Here is an 18,350-nt window from a genome sequence, read left to right as displayed (position 1 = left end):
CGACGCCATCCAGCCAGCCGTCCACGGCTCTCGGACCAATCCCTTCTCCACCTCGCACGATCTAGGAGCACTTCCATGAAACTGAAGTCCACAGCAAGAATCGTCGTCGCCGGCCTCTCGGTGCTCGCCCTCTCGGCCTGCATCAGCAACACCCCCGAGAAGTCCGAGAACGTCGGTGGCACCTCCAACGCCAAGGCCGGCTCCAACGACGAGAAGGGCGACACGGTCGTCATCGGCTTCTCGGCCCCCGCCGCCGACCACGGCTGGATGGGTGCGATCAGCGAACAGGCCAAGACCGCCGCCGACTCCTACGAGGACGTCGACCTGCGCCTGGCGGAGGGCACCAACGACGTCGGTCTGCAGATCAGCCAGGTCGAGACCTTCATCAACGACAAGGTCGACGCCATCGTGCTGCTGCCCTTCGACGGCGCCGCCATGACGCCGGTCGCGCTCAAGGCGATGGAGGCCGGCATCCCGGTCATCAACGTCGACCGTGAGTTCAACGACCCCAACGCCGCCCGGGTCACCGTGCTCGGCGACAACTACGGCATGGGCGTCTCGGCCGGTGAGTACGTCTGTGGGCAGGCCGACGGCAAGACGGACGCCGTCGTCGCCGAGATCGCCGGCATCGACTCGCTGCCGCTGACCCAGGACCGAAGCCGGGGCTTCAAGGACGCGCTGGGCGAGTGCGGGCTCGACGTCGACAACCGGGTCGCTGCCGACTTCACCGTCGAGGGCGGCGAGAAGGCGGCCTCCAACCTGCTCCAGGCCGCGCCGAAGATCGACTTCCTGTGGAACCACGACGACGACCAGGGTGTCGGCGTCCTCGCCGCGATCAACAACGCCGGTCGCGACGAGTTCACGATGGTCGGCGGCGCCGGCTCGGCCAACGCGATGCGCGAGATCGAGTCGGACAAGGGCGTCCTCAAGGCGACGGTCATCTACCCCTCCACCCAGGCCGCTGACGGCATCAAGCTCGCCCGGCTCCTGGCGCAGGACAAGGCCATGTCCGACCTGGTCGAGGTGACCGTGCCGCGCACCATCCAGCTGGACGCGCCTGTCGTCACCAAGGAGAACGTGGAGGAGTTCCTCCCCACGGCCTTCGAGTCCTGATCGAGCCCGACCCAGTCAGACCGCAAGATCGCTCCGCGCTCGGGCGCGGAGCGACACCACCGAAACACAGGATCGAGTTCCGATGACCGAGCAGAACGCCACGCTCGGGGTGGGGATGATCGGCTATGCCTTCATGGGCGCCGTGCACTCCCACGCCTGGCGAAGTGCCCACCGCTTCTTCGACCTTCCCCTGACCCCGCGGATGCAGGTCCTCTGCGGCCGTGACGCGACTCGCGTGGCGGAGGCCGCCACCCGGTTCGGCTGGGAGGAGAGCGTCACCGACTGGCGCGACGTGATCGCCCGCGACGACGTCGACCTGGTCGACGTGTGCACGCCCGGCGACACCCACGCGGAGATCGCGATCGCCGCGCTCGAGGCGGGCAAGCACGTGCTGTGCGAGAAGCCGCTGGCCAACAGCGTGGCCGAGGCCGAGCGGATGGCCGCGGCCGCCGCGGTGGCCGCCGAGCGTGGAGTGCGCGCGATGGTGGGATTCACCTACCGCCGGGTGCCCGCCATCGCCCTGGCCCGGAAGCTGGTCGCCGACGGTCGTCTCGGGGAGCTCCACCACGTACGTGCGCAGTATCTCCAGGACTGGCTGGCCGACCCCGAGACCCCGCTGAGCTGGCGTCTCGACAAGACCAAGGCCGGCTCGGGTGCGCTCGGCGACATCGGCGCCCACGTCATCGACCTGACCCAGCACATCACCGGTGACCGGATCCTGGAGGTCTCCGGGATGCTGGAGACCTTCGTCAAGGAGCGCCCGGTGGCCGAGACCTCGTCCGGGCTCTCCGCCACAGCCGGGGCCGAACGCGGTCCGGTCACCGTCGACGACGCCGCGCTCTTCCTGGCGCGGTTCGCCGGGGGAGCGGTCGGCTCCTTCGAGGCCACCCGCTTCGCCACCGGCCGCAAGAACGCGATCCGGGTCGAGATCAACGGGTCGAAGGGCAGCCTGGCCTTCGACTTCGAGGACATGAACGTCCTGCACTTCCACGACGCGACCCTGCCGGACGCCGAGGGCGGCTTCCGCCGGATCGTCGTCACCGAGCCCGAGCACCCGTGGGTGGGGGCCTGGTGGCCGCCGGGCCACGGCCTCGGCTACGAGCACGGCTTCACCCACCAGGTCGTCGACCTCGTCCGCGCACTCGGCGAAGGCACCGAGCCGACCCCGACGTTCGCCGACGGACTACAGGTGCAGCGCGTTCTCGCCGCGGTGGAGACCAGCTCCGACACCAGGACGTGGCAGGAGATCCCCACCTGATCCACCCGGGGCCGCTCGGCCGATTCCAGCCTGTTCAGACCGTTGAGCACAGAAGGGATACGCACATGAAGCACGGATCGAGAAGGTTCCGGACATTGATTGCGGGAGTCGGGCTGGTGGCAGTGGCCGCCTTCGCCCCGGGCCTGTCACCGGCGCCGGCAGCGAGTGCCGACCGCTCCGACATGAGCGAGGCAGGCGGGACGTACGACGTCCTGGTGTTCTCCAAGACCGCCGGATTCCGGCACGGCTCCATCCCTGACGGCATCGCGGCGATCGAGAAGCTGGGGGCCGAGAACGGCTTCACGGTGACCGCCACCGAGGACGCGGCGGTGTTCAACGACACCGACCTGGCGGCGTACGAGGCGGTGCTGTGGCTCTCCACCACCGGTGACGTGCTCGACGCGGGTCAGCAGGCCGCGTTCGAGCGCTACATCCAGGACGGTGGCGGCTATGTGGGCGTGCACGCCGCCTCCGACACCGAGTACGACTGGCCCTGGTACGGCGGCCTCGTCGGTGCCTACTTCGCCGGTCACCCCGCCCAGCAGACCGCGACGGTGAAGGTGCACGCGCACAACACCGCGGCGACGGCCGAGCTGCCGAAGCGGTGGACGCGCTGGGACGAGTGGTACAGCTTCCGCGACCGTCCGGCCGACTCGATCCGGGTCCTCGCCGACCTCGATGAGACCAGCTACAACCCGGGCCGGTTCGCCATGGGCGACCCGCACCCGATCGCCTGGTGCCACCGCTACGACGGCGGCCGCGCCTTCTACACCGGCATGGGCCACACCTCGGAGTCGTTCACCGAACCGGAGTTCCTCTCCCACGTTCTCGGCGGCATCGAGATGGTCGCCGGGGTCGAGCGGTTCCGCTGCGAGGCGGACAGATGAGCGGACAGGTGAACGAGCGGGTCGGGCTCTGGCTGGTCGGCGCCTGCGGCTCGGTGGGCGTCACGACGACGGTCGGCGCGCTGGCCGTACGGGCCGGGCTCTCCGGCCGGGTCGGGCTGGTCGCCGAGCAGCCGGAGATCGCCGCCGCCGGGCTGCCCTCCTTGGACGACCTGGTGATCGGTGGGCACGACCTGCGGGCGGACCCGTTGCTGAAGCGGGCCGAGCGGCTGGCCGCGGGCGGGGTCGTTCCCGCCGGGATCCTGCCGGCGATCGCCGGTGAGCTGGAGGAGGTCGAGGGTCGGCTGCGTACGGGCTATGACCCGGCGGGCGCAGAGCCACAAGGCGCTGCGGTCGAGCGCCTGACCGCTGATCTGGTGGCCTTCCGCGAGGAGCACGGGCTGGAGCGGGTGGTCGTGGTGGACGTGGCGAGCACCGAGCCGCCGGCCGAGGTCGTGGACGGCGGACCGCTCGCCGATCCCGACGCCCTCGACGCGGCGCTGGCCGCGGGGGAGTCCCCGCTGCCGGCCAGCTCCGTCTACGTCTTGGCCGCCTACCGGGCCGGCTGCCCGGTCGTCTCGTTCACACCGAGCCCCGGGCCGCGGCTGCCGGTGCTCGTCACGCTCGCCGAGCGGGCCGGGCTCCCGTGGGCGGGCTCGGACGGGAAGACCGGGGAGACGCTGCTGAAGTCGGCGCTGGCGCCGATGTTCTCGACGCGGGCACTGCAGGTCAACGCCTGGGCCTCCTACAACATGCTCGGTGGCGGTGACGGCGCCACGCTGGCCGACCCGGCCAACGCGCAGAGCAAGCTCGTCACCAAGGCCCAGGGGCTGGAGGCGATGCTCGGTCACCCGGTCGAGGGGCCGATGCACATCGACTACGTCCCCGACCACGGTGACTGGAAGACCGCCATCGACCACGTCTCCTTCGAGGGCTTCCTCGGGGCGCGGATGTCGCTGCAGTTCACCTGGAGCGGCTGCGACTCGGCGCTGGCCGCGCCCCTGGTGCTCGACCTGGCCCGGCTCGTCCTGCGCGCGCAGGAGGTGGGTGAGAGCGGACCGCTTCCGTTCGGGTTCTTCTTCAAGGACCCGGCTGGCTCCACCGAGCACCGGCTCGGCACGCAGTGGGAAGAGCTGGTCGCGTGGTGCGCTCGGGTGGGCGCATGACATCTCGCGCCCGAGCCTTCGCCGAGCTGGTCCGGCTGCCGGCGGCCCTCACCGTGCCAGGGGACACCCTGGCCGGTGCGGCCGCGGCCGGTCCGCTGCGGGCGCGCGCGGTCGCGATGCCGGCCGCCTCGGTGGCGCTCTACTGGGCCGGGATGGCGCTCAACGACTGGGCCGACCGGGACCTCGACGCCGTCGAGCGCCCCGAGCGGCCGATCCCGTCGGGCCGGGTCAGCCCGCGGCAGGCGCTGGGGGTGGCCGTCGGGCTGACCGCAGCGGGTGTCGGGCTGGCCGGGCTCGCCGGCGGACGTCCGGCCGCGGTCACGGCGGCCGCCCTGGCCGGGACGGTGTGGGCCTACGACACCGTCCTCAAGGACACCTCGGCCGGACCGGTCGCGATGGCCGCGGCCCGAGGACTCGACGTGCTCCTCGGGGCGAGTGCGAGCGGACGTACGCGGGCCGGGCTGGTGCCGGCCGGCCTGCTCGCCGCCCACACCGCCGGGGTCACCCTGCTCAGCCGGGGCGAGGTCCACGGCACCCGGCCCGTCACCGCGAGCCTCGCCGGCGGCGTCACGGTCCTGACCGCGGCCGCTGCGGCAAGCCACGGGCGGGCGGCGCTTCCCGTCGCCCTCGCTGCGACGTACGCACGCAGTGTCGGTTCCGCCCAGCTCGCCGCGGTCTCCTCGCCGGATGCCGGTACGGTCCGGCGTGCCACCGGCGCCGGGATCCGCGGGATGATCCCGCTCCAGGCCGCCCTCGTCGCCCGCCGCTCGCCGCTGGCCGCGGTCGCGCTGCTGGCGGCCGGCCCGATCGTCAAGGCCGCCTCGAAGGTGGTGTCACCGACATGAGCACGACGAGCACGTTGCGGTTCGGCTACGGCACCAACGGCATGCACAGCCACCGGCTCGAGGACGCGCTGAGCCTCCTGGCCGCGCTGGGCTATGACGGGGTCGCGCTGACCCTCGACCACCTCCACCTGGACCCCTTCCGGCCGAACCTGGCAGGCCGGGTCGCCCAGGTCGGCCGACGGCTCGACGAGCTCGGTCTGTCGGTCGTGATCGAGACAGGAGCTCGCTACATCCTCGATCCGCTCCGCAAGCACTACCCGACCCTGCTACACCCGGGCCCGGACGCGAGCCGTCGCGTCGACTATCTGCACCGGGCGGTCGAGGTGGCCGCCGACCTCGGCGCCGAGGCGGTCTCGTTCTGGTCGGGCACCCTGCCGGACGGCGTGGACGAGGACCGGGCCTGGGGACGCCTGTGCGACGGCGTGTGGCGCGTCCTCGACCTCGCCACCCGCCGCGGCGTCGTGTGCGCCGTCGAGCCCGAGCCCGGGCACTTCGTCGACACCCTCGACTCCGTGCTCGAGCTGCGCCGGCGCCTCGACGACCCGGAGCTGCTGCGGGTCACCCTCGACCTGGGTCATGTGGTGTGCAACGAGCCGCGGGGGATGGCCGAGACCATCCGCCGGGCCGGTCCGCTGCTGGCCAACGTGCAGGTCGACGACATGGTCGAGGGCGTCCACGAGCACCTGGAGCTGGGCACCGGCGAGGTCGACTTCGCCGCCGCGCTCGGCGCCCTCGTCGAGATCGGCTACACCGGGCTCGCCGCGCTCGAGCTGCCCCGCCAGTCCCACGCTGCCCCGGTCGTCGCCGAGCGCTCGCTCGCGTTCCTGCGCGAGACCCTCGAGGGCCTTCCCACATCTGAGGAGGTGGGCGCATGAACGAGAAGCTCCTCGCCGAATGGTGCGCCGAGATCGAAGCCGCCCCCACCCGGATCAGGACCCGCTTCCCGGCCGCGGCCAGGGAGATCGGCCGCACGCCGGGCACTTCGCCGGAGCCGGGCGCTGAGCGGGTCGAGGACGACGTACGCGTGAGTCTGCTGGCGGCACTCGGCCGTGGCCTCGCGGGTGACGCCGACACGTTGAGCACCGAGGTGCACGACCTCTACCGCTTCGGTGACGCCGACGAGCGGCGGGCGGTCCTGCTCGGCCTCGGCCACCTCGAGGACCTGATCGGGGACCGCGCCGTCGACCTGCTCCACGACGCGCTGCGCACCAACGACCCGCGCCTGGTGGCGGCCGCGCTGGGGACGTACGCCGCTCGTCTCGATCCCGCCGCATGGCGCCAGGCCGTCCTCAAGTGCCTCTTCGTCGGCGTACCTCTTCGGCTGGTCGCCGGTCTCGACCCAGCCGACGATCCAGCCGACGACGAGCTGCGCCGGATGGTCGCCGACTACGCCGCCGAGCGGCGCGCGGCGGGCCGCGAGGTCCCCGCCGACGCCCTGCCCTTCCTTCCCGCCCCCACCCAGACCACTCGGGAGTCCTGATGCGCATCTTCGACCCGCACATCCACATGAGCTCGCGTACGACGGATGACTACGAGGCGATGTACGCCGCCGGCGTCCGCGCCCTGGTGGAGCCGGCGTTCTGGCTCGGCCAGCCGCGGACCAGCGTCGACTCGTTCGTCGACTACTTCGACGCGCTGGTCGGCTGGGAGCGGTTCCGGGCCTCGCAGTTCGGCATCGCTCACCACTGCACGATCGCGCTCAACCCGAAGGAGGCCAACGACCCGCGCTGCACGCCCGTGCTCGACCTGCTGCCGCGCTACCTCGCCAAGGACGGGGTCGTCGCGGTCGGCGAGATCGGCTTCGACTCGATGACCGAGGACGAGGAGAAGGCGTTCAGCCGTCAGTTGGAGCTGGCCCGCGAGTTCGCGCTGCCCGCGATGGTGCACACGCCCCACCGCGACAAGCTGGCCGGGACCCGCCGCACCCTCGACCTCGTCGAGGCGGCTGGGATGGAGCCCGGGATGGTCGTCGTCGACCACCTCAACGAGGTGACCGTCGACGTCGTCGACGAGGCGGGCGCCTGGATGGGCTTCTCGATCTATCCCGACACCAAGATGGATCCCGCCCGGATGGTCGCGATCCTGCAGCGCCGTGGTCTCGACCGGGTGCTGGTCAACTCCGCCGCCGACTGGGGGAAGAGCGACCCGCTGCGCACCCGGGCGACCGGCGAGGCGATGCTCGCGGCCGGCTTCACCGAGGACGACGTCGACCGGGTGTTGTGGCGCAACCCGGTGGAGTTCTTCGGCCAGAGCGGACGGCTGCTGCTCGACGTACCTGCGGCCGACCAGGGCGCGACCTTCGCCGGCAACTCGCTGCTGCGAGGTGAGCGGGCATGAGGTTCCGGCACCGCGACGGCACGGTCGTCCACCTCGGATACTGCAGCAACGTGCACCCCGCCGAGGACGTCGACGGCATCCTCGACCAGCTCCGCCGCTACGCCGGCGAAGTGCGGGCCCGGCTCGGCGTGCAACGGCTCGGCCTAGGTCTGTGGCTGCCCGCCGCGACGGCGCACGAGCTGGCCGGCGACCCCGCCACGCTCGACCGGTTGCGCGCCGGCCTGGACCGCCACGGCCTGGAGGTCGTCACCCTCAACGCCTTCCCGTACGCCGGGTTCCATGCCCCGGTCGTGAAGCGCGACGTCTACTCCCCGGACTGGTCGACCCGGCGCCGCCTCGACTACACCTTCGACTGCGCCCGGGTGCTGGCGGCGCTGCTGCCCGACGATGCCGTACGCGGCAGCATCTCGACCCTCCCGCTCGGCTGGCGCACCCCGTGGTTCACCGACCGCGACCGGGCGGCGCGCGAGCTGATCGGCGAGCTCGCCGACGGCCTGGCCGGCATCGAGGCCGAGCACGGCAGACTGATCCGGGTCGGGTTCGAGCCGGAGCCCGGCTGTGTCGTGGAGACGACCCGGGACGCGGTCACCCGGCTCGCCGGGCTGGCCCCCGACCACCTCGGGATCTGCGTCGACACCTGCCACCTCGCCACCCAGTTCGAGGACGCCACCGAGGCGCTCGACCGGCTGCGGGTGGCCGGACTGCCGGTCGTCAAGGTCCAGGTCTCCGCGGCCCTGCACGCCGACGACCCGAGCGACCCTGCGACGCGGGAGGCCCTGGCCTCCTACGCCGAGGACCGCTTCCTGCACCAGACCCGCGAGCCGCGCGGAGCGCGGGTGGACAGCCGCGACGACCTGCCCGAGGCGCTCGCCGGCCATCGTCCGCTGCCGGCCGAGCATCCGTGGCGGGTGCACTTCCACGTACCGCTCCACGCCGACCCGGCCCCGCCGCTGCGCAGCACCCGCGACCACCTCGCGGGAACGCTCGACGCCCTCCTCGGCGGCCCGGTGGCGCATACCGACCATCTCGAGGTCGAGACGTACACCTGGGGAGTCCTGCCCGAACAGGTCCGCCCCGACGGCGACGCCGGCCTGGTCGCGGGCATCGCGGCCGAGCTGGCCTGGACACGTGACCGGCTCCTCGAGTCCGGCCTCGAACAGCTGCAGGAGGCATCGGCATGAGCGAGGACCTGGGTGAGAAGCTGCTGGTCATCGATGTGGTCGGGATGACCCCCGAGCTGCTCCAGCACATGCCCCGGGTGCGGCAGGTGGGGGAGTCGGGATTCACCGCGGAGCTTGGCACGGTGCTGCCCGCGGTCACCTGCTCGGTCCAGTCGACCTTCCTGACCGGCGCGCTGCCGCGCGACCACGGCATCGTCGGCAACGGCTGGTTCTTCCGCGACCTCGGCGAGGTGCTCCTGTGGCGCCAGCACAACGCGCTGGTGCAGGGCGAGAAGCTGTGGGACGTCGTACGCCGCCGGCGCCCCGGCGCGAAGGTCGCCAACATCTGCTGGTGGTACGCCATGGGTGCCGACGTCGACACCACCGTCACCCCGCGCCCGGCCTACCACGCCGACGGCAAGAAGTCGCCGGACTGCTGGACCTGGCCGCCCGAGCTCCACGACACCCTCACCGCGGAGCTGGGCCCGTTCCCGCTGTTCACCTACTGGGGTCCCACGGCCTCGATCAAGAGCTCGGCCTGGATCGTCGCGGCCGCCCGCAAGGTCATGCCCGACCACGACCTCACCCTCGTCTACGTCCCGCATCTCGACTACGACCTGCAGCGGTTCGGCCCGGACAGCCCGCAGGCCGTCCAGGCCGCCCGCGACGTCGACGCCACCCTGGCGCCGCTGCTCGACGACGCCGAGGCCGCGGGCGTACGCGTCGTGCTGCTGAGCGAGTACGGCATCACCCGCACCACCCGCCCGGTCGACGTCAACCGGCTGCTGCGCCGCGAAGGCCTCCTGCACGTCCATCACAACGCCACCGGCGAGCTGCTCGACCCGTGGACGTCGCGTGCCTTCGCGGTCGCCGACCACCAGATCGCCCACGTCTACATCAAGGATCCCGCCGACCTGGACCGGGTGCGCGACCTGCTGCAGGGGCTCGACGGCGTGGCCGAGGTCCTCGACCGCGCCGGCCAGGCGGCGTACGGACTCGACCACGAGCGCGCCGGCGAGCTCGTCGTAGTCGCCGAGCCGGATGCCTGGTTCACCTACTACTACTGGCTCGACGACGCGAACGCGCCCGACTTCGCCCGCGGCGTCGAGATCCACAAGAAGCCCGGCTACGACCCCGCCGAGCTGTTCCTCGACCCCGAGGACCGCTGGGTCAAGCTGCGTGCCGCCACCACGCTGGCCCGTAAGACGGCCGGGCTGCGCTACGCCATGAGCGTGGTGCCGCTCGACCCCGCCCCGGTCTCCGGTAGCCATGGCCGGCTGCCGGACGACCCCGAGCACGGCCCGGTGCTCGTCTGCTCCGACGCCTCCGTCAAACGCGACCGGTTCGAGGCCACCGAGGTCCGCGACCTGCTTGCATCTCTGCTCCCCTGAGGAAGGACAACAACATCATGACCCGACCGATCACGCTCTTCACCGGACAGTGGGCCGACCTGCCGTTCGAGGAGGTCTGCCGCCTCGCCTCCGAGTGGGGCTACGACGGCCTCGAGATCGCCTGCTGGGGCGACCACCTCGACGTCTGGCAGGCCGCCGAGGACGAGACGTACGTCCAGGCGAAGCTGGACCTGCTGGCCAAGCACAACCTCAAGGTCTTCACGATCTCCAACCACCTCAAGGGCCAGGCGGTCTGCGACGATCCCATCGACCAGCGCCACAAAGACATCCTGCCCGCGAAGATCTGGGGCGACGGCGACCCCGAGGGCGTACGTCAGCGGGCAGCCGAGGAGATGAAGATGACCGCCCGGGCGGCGAAGAACCTCGGGGTCAAGACGGTCGTCGGCTTCACCGGCTCCTCCATCTGGAAGTACGTCGCGATGTTCCCGCCCGTCTCCCAGGAGGCGATCGAGGCCGGCTACCAGGACTTCGCCGACCGCTGGAACCCGATCCTCGACGTCTTCGACGAGTGCGGGGTGCGGTTCGCTCACGAGGTCCACCCCTCCGAGATCGCCTACGACTACTGGTCGACCGTCGCGACGCTGGAGGCGATCGGCCACCGGGAGGCCTTCGGGCTCAACTGGGACCCCAGCCACATGGTGTGGCAGCAGGTCGACCCGGTCGGGTTCCTGTGGGACTTCCGCGACCGGATCTACCACGTGGACTGCAAGGACACGAAGATGCAGACCGGCAACGGTCGCAACGCCCGGCTCGGATCCCACCTCTCCTGGGCCGACCCGCGCCGCGGCTGGGACTTCGTCTCCACCGGCCACGGCGACGTCCCGTGGGAGCAGTGCTTCCGGATGCTCAACTCCATCGGCTACGACGGCCCCATCTCGGTCGAGTGGGAGGACGCCGGCATGGACCGCCTCATCGGTGCCCCCGAGGCGCTCGAGTTCGTCCGCCGGCTCGCCTTCGACGCCCCCGATGCCTCCTTCGATTCCGCCTTCAGCACCACCGACTGACTCGACCCCCGAGAGTTCGACAACCCCGAGAGGAAACCCCCATGTGTTACGGATTCGATGGTGAGGGCGCGCTGCGCCGCTCGCTGGAGGAGCGCGGCCTGAGCCGTCGCTCCATGTTCAAGGGCGCCCTGGGCGCCGTCGCCGGCGGCGCCGCACTGGCGGCCGTGCCGGGTCTGCTCTCCCCGGCCGGCGCTGCCGTGGCGGCCAAGCGGGGTGCGTGCCGGGTGCCTCCGGGCCGGATCAGCATCCAGCTGTGGACGGTCCGCGACGCCCTGTGGGGCGACCCGGGCTTCGACGCGACGCTGACCTCGATCGCGGAGATGGGCTACCCGCGGGTGGAGCAGGCGCTGGGCTACTTCGACAAGACCGCGGCCGAGCTGCGGGCGTTCTACGACGGCCTCGGCATCCGCGCCTCCTCGTCCCACGACGGCATCAGCGCCACCCCCGCCGAGCTGCAGACCAAGCTGCAGAACGCCGCCACTCTCGGCCAGCGCTACATGGTGGTGCCCTACCTGGCCTCCAACTCGCTCTCGGACTGGCAGACCTGGGCGGAGCAGATGAACGTCGAGGCAGCGGCCGCGAAGCGCTACGGGATCGCCTACGGCTATCACAACCACGCCCACGAGTTCACGACCGATCTCGGCGGCGGTGTGACCCCGTGGGACATCCTCACCACCGAGCTGGACCCGGGTCTGGTGCACCTCGAGATCGACATCTACTGGGCCGTCACGGGCGGGGTCAACCAGGGCCTGTCCAACGACGACGCGATCGACTTCGCGATCGACACCATCAAGTCGGGCCCGCAGCGGGTGCGGCAGTACCACGTCAAGGACCGCAACCCCACCACCGGCGACCACGTCGACCTCGGCACCGGCTTCATCGACTTCGCCAAGGTCTTCGCGGCCCACGAGGTCGAGGAGTACATCGTCGAGAACGACACCCCGGAGATCAGCCCGCTCCACACCGCGGATGTCGGCTACTCCTACCTGCGTGCCCTGCGCTACTGACGTACATCTCTGAAGTACGCCACACCTGACGCGGCAGCCGCCCCCGTCCCTCCCTCCGGGGCGGCTGCCGTCTCCTTCCAGACGCTCGGTGAACCCTCCGAGAAGTTGAGATGACGACCATCCCCAAACGGTCGCGCGCCCCGTGTCGGGTTCCGCGAACCTTCGCGGAGGGTCATAGGCTGAAGACCATGCCATCGCCCCGGGTATCGCTGATCACCGCTGTCTACAACCCGCCCGCCGATGCCTTCGAGGACACGATCGCGTCGGTTCTCGGCCAGACCCACGAGGACTGGGAGTGGGTCCTCAGCGACGACCGCTCGCCAGCGCCCTGGGTGCTGCCGAGGCTGCGCGAGCTGGCCGCGAAGGAGCCGCGAGTACGCATCGTGGAGCGCGCGGAGAACGGCGGCATCGTGGCCGCCTCGAACTCGTCCCTGGCCGAGGCGACCGGCGAGCTGATCGCGCTGCTCGACCACGACGACGTACTCGAGCCGAACGCGCTGGAGAAGATGGTCCGCGCCTACGACCGGTTCGAGGACCTCGACTACGCCTACAGCGACCAGGATCTGATGAGCGACGCGGGCGAGCTTCGCGACGCCTACTACAAGCCCGACTGGTCCCCGGAGCGGCTGCGCCACCACAACTACTGCACCCACTTCTCGGTGCTCCGCCGCTCCGTCGTGGAGGAGGTCGGCGGCTTCCAGGAGGGCTTCGACGGCTCCCAGGACCACGACCTCGTCCTCCGGGTCAGCGAGCGCGCGCGGCGCATCGTCCACGTCCCCGGCGCGCTCTATCACTGGCGCCAGGTGCCGGGCTCCGCCGCCGCGGACAACCAGGCCAAGCCGTACGCCTGGGACGCCGGCGTACGCGCCGTCCAAGCTCACCTCGACCGGCTCGGGATCCGGGCCACGGCCTCGCACGGCGTCTCGCCCGGTCTCTACCGCGTCGAGCGCGAGCCCGACCTGGACACCCCGGTCAGCGTGATCATCCCGACCATCGGCACCAGCGCGATCGTGTGGGGTGAGAAGCGCGCGATGGTCGTCGAGACCGTACGCTCCGTCGTCGCCTCCACCAAGCACCGCAACGTCGAGTTCGTGATCGTCTACGACACCCCGACCCCGGCCCCGGTGCTGGAGGCGCTGCGGGCGATCGAGGGCGCCGACATCAAGCTCGTCGAGTTCACCGAGAAGTTCAGCTTCAGCGCCAAGTGCAATGTCGGCGCCGCCCATGCGACCGGTGACGTCCTGGTCTTCCTCAACGACGACATGGAGGCCTACTCCGAGGGTGTCATCGAGAACCTGATCGCGCCGCTGCGCGAGCCGGACGTCGGCATGACCGGCCCGAAGCTCCTCTTCGAGGACTACCGCATCCAGCACGCCGGCCTGGTCTACGGCAGCGGCACCATCACCCACGCCTACTACCGGGCGCGCCCCGAGGAGCGGGGCAACCACGGCGAGCTCCACATCAACCGGGAGACCTCCGCGCTGACCGGCGCCTGCGTCGCGATGCGGCGCGAGGTCTTCTTCGACGCGGGCGGCTTCAGCGAGCGGCTGCCGGTCAACTACAACGACGTCGACCTGTGCCTCAAGGTGCGTCGCTCACTGGGCCTGCGCCTGGTCTGGCTCCACGACGTCACCCTCTTCCACTTCGAGTCCGTCAGCCGCGACAACGCGGTCCACGACTGGGAGAAGGACTTCATCAACAACCGCTGGGGCAACTACAAGGACGTACGCGAGGCCTACTCCAACGGAGTCCGCTGACCGGCTCTGATCGCCGAGTCGGCGCAAACTGACCGAAAATCCCGCCGAGTCGGCGCGTTCTAACGAGCCGACTCGGCGGAGATCTTGGTCAGGATGAGCCGACTCGGCGGGGGCTCAGCCCTGGGCTGCGCGGCGGAGGCGGCGTACGACTCGTCGGCCGAAGTTCCGCACCGGGTGGCGGGTGGCGTACGTCAGGTCGGCCTCGAGGGCACCGACCTTGCCGCGCAGCCGCTCGATGCGCTCGCGGCGGCGCCGGTTGACCTCGCGGGCCTCGCGCAGCTGCTTGGACAGGGTTCCGACCCGGGCCTGGGCGGAGTTGGCGGAGGCCTGGATGCCGAGGATGTGGTCGCGGGTGGCCAGCCGGGAGCGGGTGACCTCCTCGAACTTCTGGGTGTGTACGTCGCGGAGCCGGACCTCGTCCGCAGGGGCGGCCTGGACGAGCTCGGGCGCGGCCGGTGCGGACTCGCCCTCGGCGAGGGGCCGGGCGGCCAGCTGGAACTGGTAGACCAGCGCGTCGGGCTGCTGGCGTACCCACTCCACGGCCACCTCGGGAAGCAGGCCGGGGTCGACCGAGACCTCGACGTTGAGCGGGTCGGCCGTGGTGCCGCGCAGGTCCTCGATCGCGTAGCCCGCCTCGGTGAAGAGGTCCAGCAGTCCCTCGCGGGAGTAGAACTTGATGTGGGTGCGGTCCAGGAGACCGGTGTCGGTGGTCTGCCAGCGGCCCTGGAGCAGGGCGAGGCGGACCGAGCCGTGGGTGACGTTGGGGATGGAGATGACCACCCGCCCGCCGGGGGCGAGCAGTTCACGGGCCTGCTCGAGCGCCGCCCGCGGGTCGACGAGGTGCTCGAGTACGTCGGCGAAGATCACCACGTCGAAGGAGCCAGGCTCGACGATCTCGGTCAGCGAGGTCGCGTCGAGGTCGGCGACGACCACCCGCTCCAGGACCTTCTCGGCCAGGCTCGCCGCCTCGGGGTCGATCTCGATGCCGGTGACGGTGCAGCCGCGCTCGGTGAGGATCCGGCCGATCTCACCGGTCCAGCAGCCGACATCGAGGACACGCTTCCCGCCGCCCGCCGATGCGGCGGACTCAGCCAGGTCGAGGACCTGCACATGGCTGGTGTTGCGGTGATCGAGGTCGATCTCGACGGCGTAGTGCGACATGCGACGAGGGTAGCGACCTTTGGTGGCGCCGCGCGGCTTCGGCACGGGTGATTTACGGGCTGTTTCGATGCTTCGGCGACGTACGGGGAAATGGTCTGTTACACAGTGGAAACAGACGCTTCGGGGTGTCGAAACGTCCCCGGGTGAAGGTGGCGGCGAAGATGACAGGATCAAGGACCTCTGGAGGCGCCCTCTCGTGAAGCTCGTGACCGCAGTGATCAAGCCCCATAAGTGGGAGGACGTGCGCGAGGCCCTCGAGGCCTTCGGCGTGACCGGCATGACCGTCTCCGAGGTCTCCGGCTACGGCCGGCAGAAGGGTCACACCGAGGTCTACCGCGGTGCCGAGTACGACATCGCCCTGGTACCGAAGATCCGCATCGAGATCGTCGTGGAGGACGAGGATGCCGCGGACGTCGTCGGCATCGTCGTGAAGACCGCACAGACCGGACGGATCGGCGACGGCAAGGTCTGGCTCAGCCCGATCGAGTCCGTTGTCCGAGTACGGACCGGTGCGCGCGACGCCGAAGCGCTCTGACTAGGCTTCAGTTCGAGTGCCGGTCCATCGAATCCCACCGGAGGAGAGAAATGAAGCTCGTCACCGCAGTGATCAAACCCCACAAGTGGGAAGACGTACGCGTCGCCCTCGAAGCTGTCGGTGTCACCGGCATGACCGTCTCCGAGGTCTCCGGCTACGGCCGGCAGAAGGGTCACACCGAGGTCTACCGTGGCGCTGAGTACGACGTCGCCCTGGTGCCGAAGATCCGCATCGAGATCGCCGTGCCCGACGAGGAGGTCGAGTCCGTGGTCAGCGCCATCGAGACCTCGGCGAAGACCGAGCGCATCGGCGACGGCAAGGTCTGGGTCTCTCCGTTGGAGACCATCGTGCGGGTCCGTACGGGCGACCGCGACGACGCCGCGATCTGAATCCATGAATGAGGCTGACGCGTGACCGCTGAGGGCCGGGCGGAGCGCACAGCCGAGGCAGACGAGCAGTGTGCCAAGGCGTACGCCGCGGCGGGCGGCCCCGAGGTCGGGGTCGCCCTCGTCGCGGTCGGGGGATACGGGCGCGGTGAGCTCGCGCCCTTCTCCGACTGGGACGTGGTCCTGGTGCACGACGACGCCGTCTCGCCGGGGTCGGTGGCCGAGCAGGTCTGGTATCCGCTCTGGGACACCGCGCCCAAGCTCGACCACTCGGTGCGGTCGTTCTCCGAGATGCTCTCCTCCTCGACCGGTGACCTCCGGGTCGCTCTGGGGCTGCTCGACATCCGGCACCTGGCCGGCGACCGCGGACTGGTGCTGCGGCTGCGTACGACGATGCTGGCGCACTGGCGCAAGCACGCCCGGGCCCTGCTGCCCGAGCTGAGGACGATGAGCGTGGAGCGACACCGGCGTGCCGGTGAGCTCGCGCACGCCTCGGTTCCGGACCTGAAGGAGATGTACGGCGGGCTGCGGGACGCGGTCGTGATCAAGGCGATCGTGGCGACCTGGCTGGTCGACGTGCCCGCGGTAGACCTGGAGAAGTCGCGACGCGCCCTGCTCGACGTACGTGATCTCGTGCAGGAGATCGGCGGCCGGGCCACCGACCGGGTCGTGCCGGAGATGTGGAACGAGCTCGCCGAGCGGCTCGAGCTGGCCGATGCCCGCACGGCACAGGCCCACGTACGCACCATCGGCCGCCGCCTCACCCACCTCTCCCGCCTGGCGTGGCGGCGGGTGGACGGGGTCCTGGAACGCTCGCGACCCGGAGCACCGCGCCGTCCGCGGCTCGCGCCGCTGGGCAACGGTCTGGCGCTGGCCTCGGGCGAGGTCGTGCTCGGGCCAGGCGCGCGCCCGTCGCGGGATCCGCTGATGCTGCTGCGCGCCTCGGCGCTGGCTGCCGAGCACGGGGTCGCGCTGGCGCCACCGACCGCCGCGCGACTGGCCCGGGACACCCCGGCGCTGGCCGAGCCGTGGCCGGAGGAGGCGCGGCATCTCTTCGTACGGCTGCTGGGTGCCGGGCGCGGGCTGCTCGCGGTCTGGGAGACGCTGGAGGAGACCGGCGCGGTCTCGCGGATCCTGCCCGAGTGGGAGCGGATCCGGCTCCTCCCGCACGCCTCGATCATCCACCGCTTCACCGTCGACCGGCACACCATCGAGACCTGCATCGAGGCGGTCGCGCTGCTGCCGCGCGTGGCCCGACCCGATGTGCTGCTCGTGGCGGCGATGCTCCACGACATCGGCAAGGGGTCGCTGACCGAGCACAGCGTCGCGGGCGAGCCGATCGCCCGCCGGATCGCCACCCGGATGGGCTTCCCGGAGGAGGAGGTCGACCTGATCTCGCTGCTGGTGCGCTGGCACCTGCTGCTCTCCACGACCGCGACCACCCGTGACCCCGACGACCCGGCGACCGTCGACCTCGTGGTGGACACGATGGGCGACGCCGAGGCGCTCGCCCTGCTCACCGCGCTCACCGAGGCCGACGCGCGGGCGACCAACACCCAGGCCTGGACCAGTTGGCGGTCCCGGCTCATCCTCGATCTCGCCCACCGGGCCGCGCGGGTCCTCGACACCGGCATCGCGGCGGGGGAGCGGCCGCAGGCCGCGGTGGAGATCCCCGAGAGCGTACGTTCGGGCTCGACCTCCTTCCGTGCCGAGCCGCTCGCCGACGGCGCCCGGGTGTGGGTGATCGCGCCCGACCGGCTCGGCCTGCTCGCCGACCTGGCCGCCACCTTCGCGGTCGCGCGGTTGCCGGTCAGGGCGTGTCGTGCCTGGCAGCAGGGGGGTTTCGGGGTCAGCGTGTGGGACCTCGACGACTCTTATGTCGACGCCGCGGTGCTGCGCACCCGGTTCTCCGCCATCACCGAGGGCCGCCTCGACCCGGCGACCCGGTTGGCGCCGAGCGCGGCCGCGCGGAGGAACGAGCCCTCGGTCGTCGTACGTCCCGAGGCATCCAGCAAGGCCACGGTCCTCGAGGTGCGCACCATCGACCGACCGGGGGTCGTCTACACCGTCGCGGTCGCGCTGGCGCGGATGGAGATCGCGGTCCGCTCCGCCCACATCTCCACCCTCGGCCCGCAGGCCGTCGACGTCTTCTACCTCCAGGAGGCCTCGGCCGGAGCCCTCGCCGAGCATCGGGCGGCCGAGGCGGCCCATGCGGTCCGCGCGGCCCTCGAGAGCTGACCGAGGTAGCTCGGCGAGCGTCGTACCCCCGATGGCGCCTGCCGAATAGCACCCCACACACAACAGTTCGTTAGTCTTGGCAGGACA

17 protein-coding genes are annotated in these 18,350 nt (G+C 71.1%); 16 read left to right on the top strand and 1 reads right to left on the bottom strand.

Annotation, left to right across the window (positions count from 1 at the left end; genetic code table 11):
• The first annotated feature begins 75 nt into the window (after window positions 1-75).
• The 13 genes from ABTW65_RS16235 to ABTW65_RS16175 all read left to right on the top strand — a co-directional run bounded on the left by ABTW65_RS16235 (window position 76) and on the right by ABTW65_RS16175 (window position 13,943).
• Complete coding sequence (locus tag ABTW65_RS16235) at window positions 76-1,113, top strand: substrate-binding domain-containing protein (protein WP_350661792.1); 1,038 nt, start codon at window positions 76-78, stop codon at window positions 1,111-1,113.
• 82 nt (window positions 1,114-1,195) lie between these two features.
• The gene (locus tag ABTW65_RS16230; protein ID WP_350661790.1) at window positions 1,196-2,371 is read left to right on the top strand and encodes a Gfo/Idh/MocA family protein; all 1,176 of its coding nucleotides are present in this window, start codon (window positions 1,196-1,198) and stop codon (window positions 2,369-2,371) included.
• Between the two features lie 95 nt (window positions 2,372-2,466).
• On the top strand, window positions 2,467-3,258 hold the full coding sequence (locus ABTW65_RS16225) for a ThuA domain-containing protein (RefSeq protein WP_350661788.1): 792 nt from the start codon (window positions 2,467-2,469) through the stop codon (window positions 3,256-3,258).
• A complete protein-coding gene (locus tag ABTW65_RS16220) occupies window positions 3,255-4,421 on the top strand; it encodes an inositol-3-phosphate synthase (protein WP_350661786.1) in 1,167 nt (388 codons plus the stop codon). Before ABTW65_RS16225 ends, ABTW65_RS16220 begins: the two co-directional genes overlap by 4 nt.
• The gene (locus ABTW65_RS16215; RefSeq protein ID WP_350661784.1) at window positions 4,418-5,266 is read left to right on the top strand and encodes an SCO3242 family prenyltransferase; all 849 of its coding nucleotides are present in this window, start codon (window positions 4,418-4,420) and stop codon (window positions 5,264-5,266) included. The genes ABTW65_RS16220 and ABTW65_RS16215 overlap by 4 nt, the downstream gene beginning before the upstream one ends.
• Window positions 5,263-6,141 (top strand): sugar phosphate isomerase/epimerase family protein, encoded by an 879-nt coding sequence (locus tag ABTW65_RS16210; RefSeq protein WP_350661782.1) that lies wholly within the window; start codon window positions 5,263-5,265, stop codon window positions 6,139-6,141. Before ABTW65_RS16215 ends, ABTW65_RS16210 begins: the two co-directional genes overlap by 4 nt.
• A complete protein-coding gene (locus ABTW65_RS16205) occupies window positions 6,138-6,746 on the top strand; it encodes an EboA domain-containing protein (RefSeq protein WP_350661780.1) in 609 nt (202 codons plus the stop codon). The genes ABTW65_RS16210 and ABTW65_RS16205 overlap by 4 nt, the downstream gene beginning before the upstream one ends.
• On the top strand, window positions 6,746-7,603 hold the full coding sequence (locus ABTW65_RS16200) for a TatD family hydrolase (RefSeq protein ID WP_350661778.1): 858 nt from the start codon (window positions 6,746-6,748) through the stop codon (window positions 7,601-7,603). The genes ABTW65_RS16205 and ABTW65_RS16200 overlap by 1 nt, the downstream gene beginning before the upstream one ends.
• Window positions 7,600-8,784: a metabolite traffic protein EboE gene (eboE, locus tag ABTW65_RS16195; RefSeq protein ID WP_350661776.1), complete on the top strand. Its 1,185-nt coding sequence runs from the start codon at window positions 7,600-7,602 to the stop codon at window positions 8,782-8,784. The genes ABTW65_RS16200 and eboE overlap by 4 nt, the downstream gene beginning before the upstream one ends.
• On the top strand, window positions 8,781-10,154 hold the full coding sequence (locus tag ABTW65_RS16190; RefSeq protein ID WP_350661773.1) for an alkaline phosphatase family protein: 1,374 nt from the start codon (window positions 8,781-8,783) through the stop codon (window positions 10,152-10,154). Before eboE ends, ABTW65_RS16190 begins: the two co-directional genes overlap by 4 nt.
• A 17-nt stretch (window positions 10,155-10,171) precedes the next feature.
• Window positions 10,172-11,179 carry a sugar phosphate isomerase/epimerase family protein gene (locus ABTW65_RS16185; protein WP_350661771.1) on the top strand — a complete coding sequence of 336 codons (1,008 nt, stop codon included), beginning with the start codon at window positions 10,172-10,174 and terminating at the stop codon, window positions 11,177-11,179.
• A 41-nt stretch (window positions 11,180-11,220) separates the two neighbouring features.
• Window positions 11,221-12,186 (top strand): sugar phosphate isomerase/epimerase family protein, encoded by a 966-nt coding sequence (locus ABTW65_RS16180; RefSeq protein ID WP_350661769.1) that lies wholly within the window; start codon window positions 11,221-11,223, stop codon window positions 12,184-12,186.
• Window positions 12,187-12,374: 188 nt separating this feature from the next.
• On the top strand, window positions 12,375-13,943 hold the full coding sequence (locus ABTW65_RS16175; RefSeq protein ID WP_350661767.1) for a glycosyltransferase family 2 protein: 1,569 nt from the start codon (window positions 12,375-12,377) through the stop codon (window positions 13,941-13,943).
• Between the two features lie 114 nt (window positions 13,944-14,057).
• On the opposite strand, the gene ABTW65_RS16170 is transcribed toward ABTW65_RS16175, so the two are convergent.
• Entirely contained in the window at window positions 14,058-15,104 is a 1,047-nt protein-coding gene (locus ABTW65_RS16170) for a class I SAM-dependent methyltransferase (RefSeq protein ID WP_350661765.1), read from the bottom strand.
• Between the two features lie 196 nt (window positions 15,105-15,300).
• On the opposite strand from ABTW65_RS16170, the gene ABTW65_RS16165 reads away from it, so the two are divergent.
• The 3 genes from ABTW65_RS16165 to ABTW65_RS16155 are packed head-to-tail and all read left to right on the top strand — an operon-like array spanning window position 15,301 to window position 18,263.
• The gene (locus ABTW65_RS16165) at window positions 15,301-15,639 is read left to right on the top strand and encodes a P-II family nitrogen regulator (protein WP_141803747.1); all 339 of its coding nucleotides are present in this window, start codon (window positions 15,301-15,303) and stop codon (window positions 15,637-15,639) included.
• A gap of 50 nt (window positions 15,640-15,689) precedes the next feature.
• Entirely contained in the window at window positions 15,690-16,028 is a 339-nt protein-coding gene (locus tag ABTW65_RS16160; RefSeq protein WP_008363338.1) for a P-II family nitrogen regulator, read from the top strand.
• Window positions 16,029-16,049: 21 nt separating this feature from the next.
• On the top strand, window positions 16,050-18,263 hold the full coding sequence (locus ABTW65_RS16155; protein ID WP_350661761.1) for a [protein-PII] uridylyltransferase: 2,214 nt from the start codon (window positions 16,050-16,052) through the stop codon (window positions 18,261-18,263).
• Window positions 18,264-18,350: the final 87 nt, after the last annotated feature.

This window comes from Nocardioides sp. NPDC127503, assembly GCF_040302165.1.
In the GTDB taxonomy this organism is placed as follows: Bacteria; Actinomycetota; Actinomycetes; order Propionibacteriales; family Nocardioidaceae; genus Nocardioides.
This window is presented reverse-complemented; position numbering and strand designations above follow the sequence as displayed.

Coding starts and splice junctions, on each gene's coding strand:
- ABTW65_RS16235 (WP_350661792.1), top strand. CDS start 76: ATGAAACTGAAGTCCACAGCAAGAATCGTCGTCGCCGGCCTCTCGGTG.
- ABTW65_RS16230 (WP_350661790.1), top strand. CDS start 1,196: ATGACCGAGCAGAACGCCACGCTCGGGGTGGGGATGATCGGCTATGCC.
- ABTW65_RS16220 (WP_350661786.1), top strand. CDS start 3,255: ATGAGCGGACAGGTGAACGAGCGGGTCGGGCTCTGGCTGGTCGGCGCC.
- ABTW65_RS16215 (WP_350661784.1), top strand. CDS start 4,418: ATGACATCTCGCGCCCGAGCCTTCGCCGAGCTGGTCCGGCTGCCGGCG.
- ABTW65_RS16210 (WP_350661782.1), top strand. CDS start 5,263: ATGAGCACGACGAGCACGTTGCGGTTCGGCTACGGCACCAACGGCATG.
- ABTW65_RS16205 (WP_350661780.1), top strand. CDS start 6,138: ATGAACGAGAAGCTCCTCGCCGAATGGTGCGCCGAGATCGAAGCCGCC.
- ABTW65_RS16200 (WP_350661778.1), top strand. CDS start 6,746: ATGCGCATCTTCGACCCGCACATCCACATGAGCTCGCGTACGACGGAT.
- eboE (WP_350661776.1), top strand. CDS start 7,600: ATGAGGTTCCGGCACCGCGACGGCACGGTCGTCCACCTCGGATACTGC.
- ABTW65_RS16190 (WP_350661773.1), top strand. CDS start 8,781: ATGAGCGAGGACCTGGGTGAGAAGCTGCTGGTCATCGATGTGGTCGGG.
- ABTW65_RS16185 (WP_350661771.1), top strand. CDS start 10,172: ATGACCCGACCGATCACGCTCTTCACCGGACAGTGGGCCGACCTGCCG.
- ABTW65_RS16180 (WP_350661769.1), top strand. CDS start 11,221: ATGTGTTACGGATTCGATGGTGAGGGCGCGCTGCGCCGCTCGCTGGAG.
- ABTW65_RS16175 (WP_350661767.1), top strand. CDS start 12,375: ATGCCATCGCCCCGGGTATCGCTGATCACCGCTGTCTACAACCCGCCC.
- ABTW65_RS16170 (WP_350661765.1), bottom strand. CDS start 15,104: ATGTCGCACTACGCCGTCGAGATCGACCTCGATCACCGCAACACCAGC.
- ABTW65_RS16160 (WP_008363338.1), top strand. CDS start 15,690: ATGAAGCTCGTCACCGCAGTGATCAAACCCCACAAGTGGGAAGACGTA.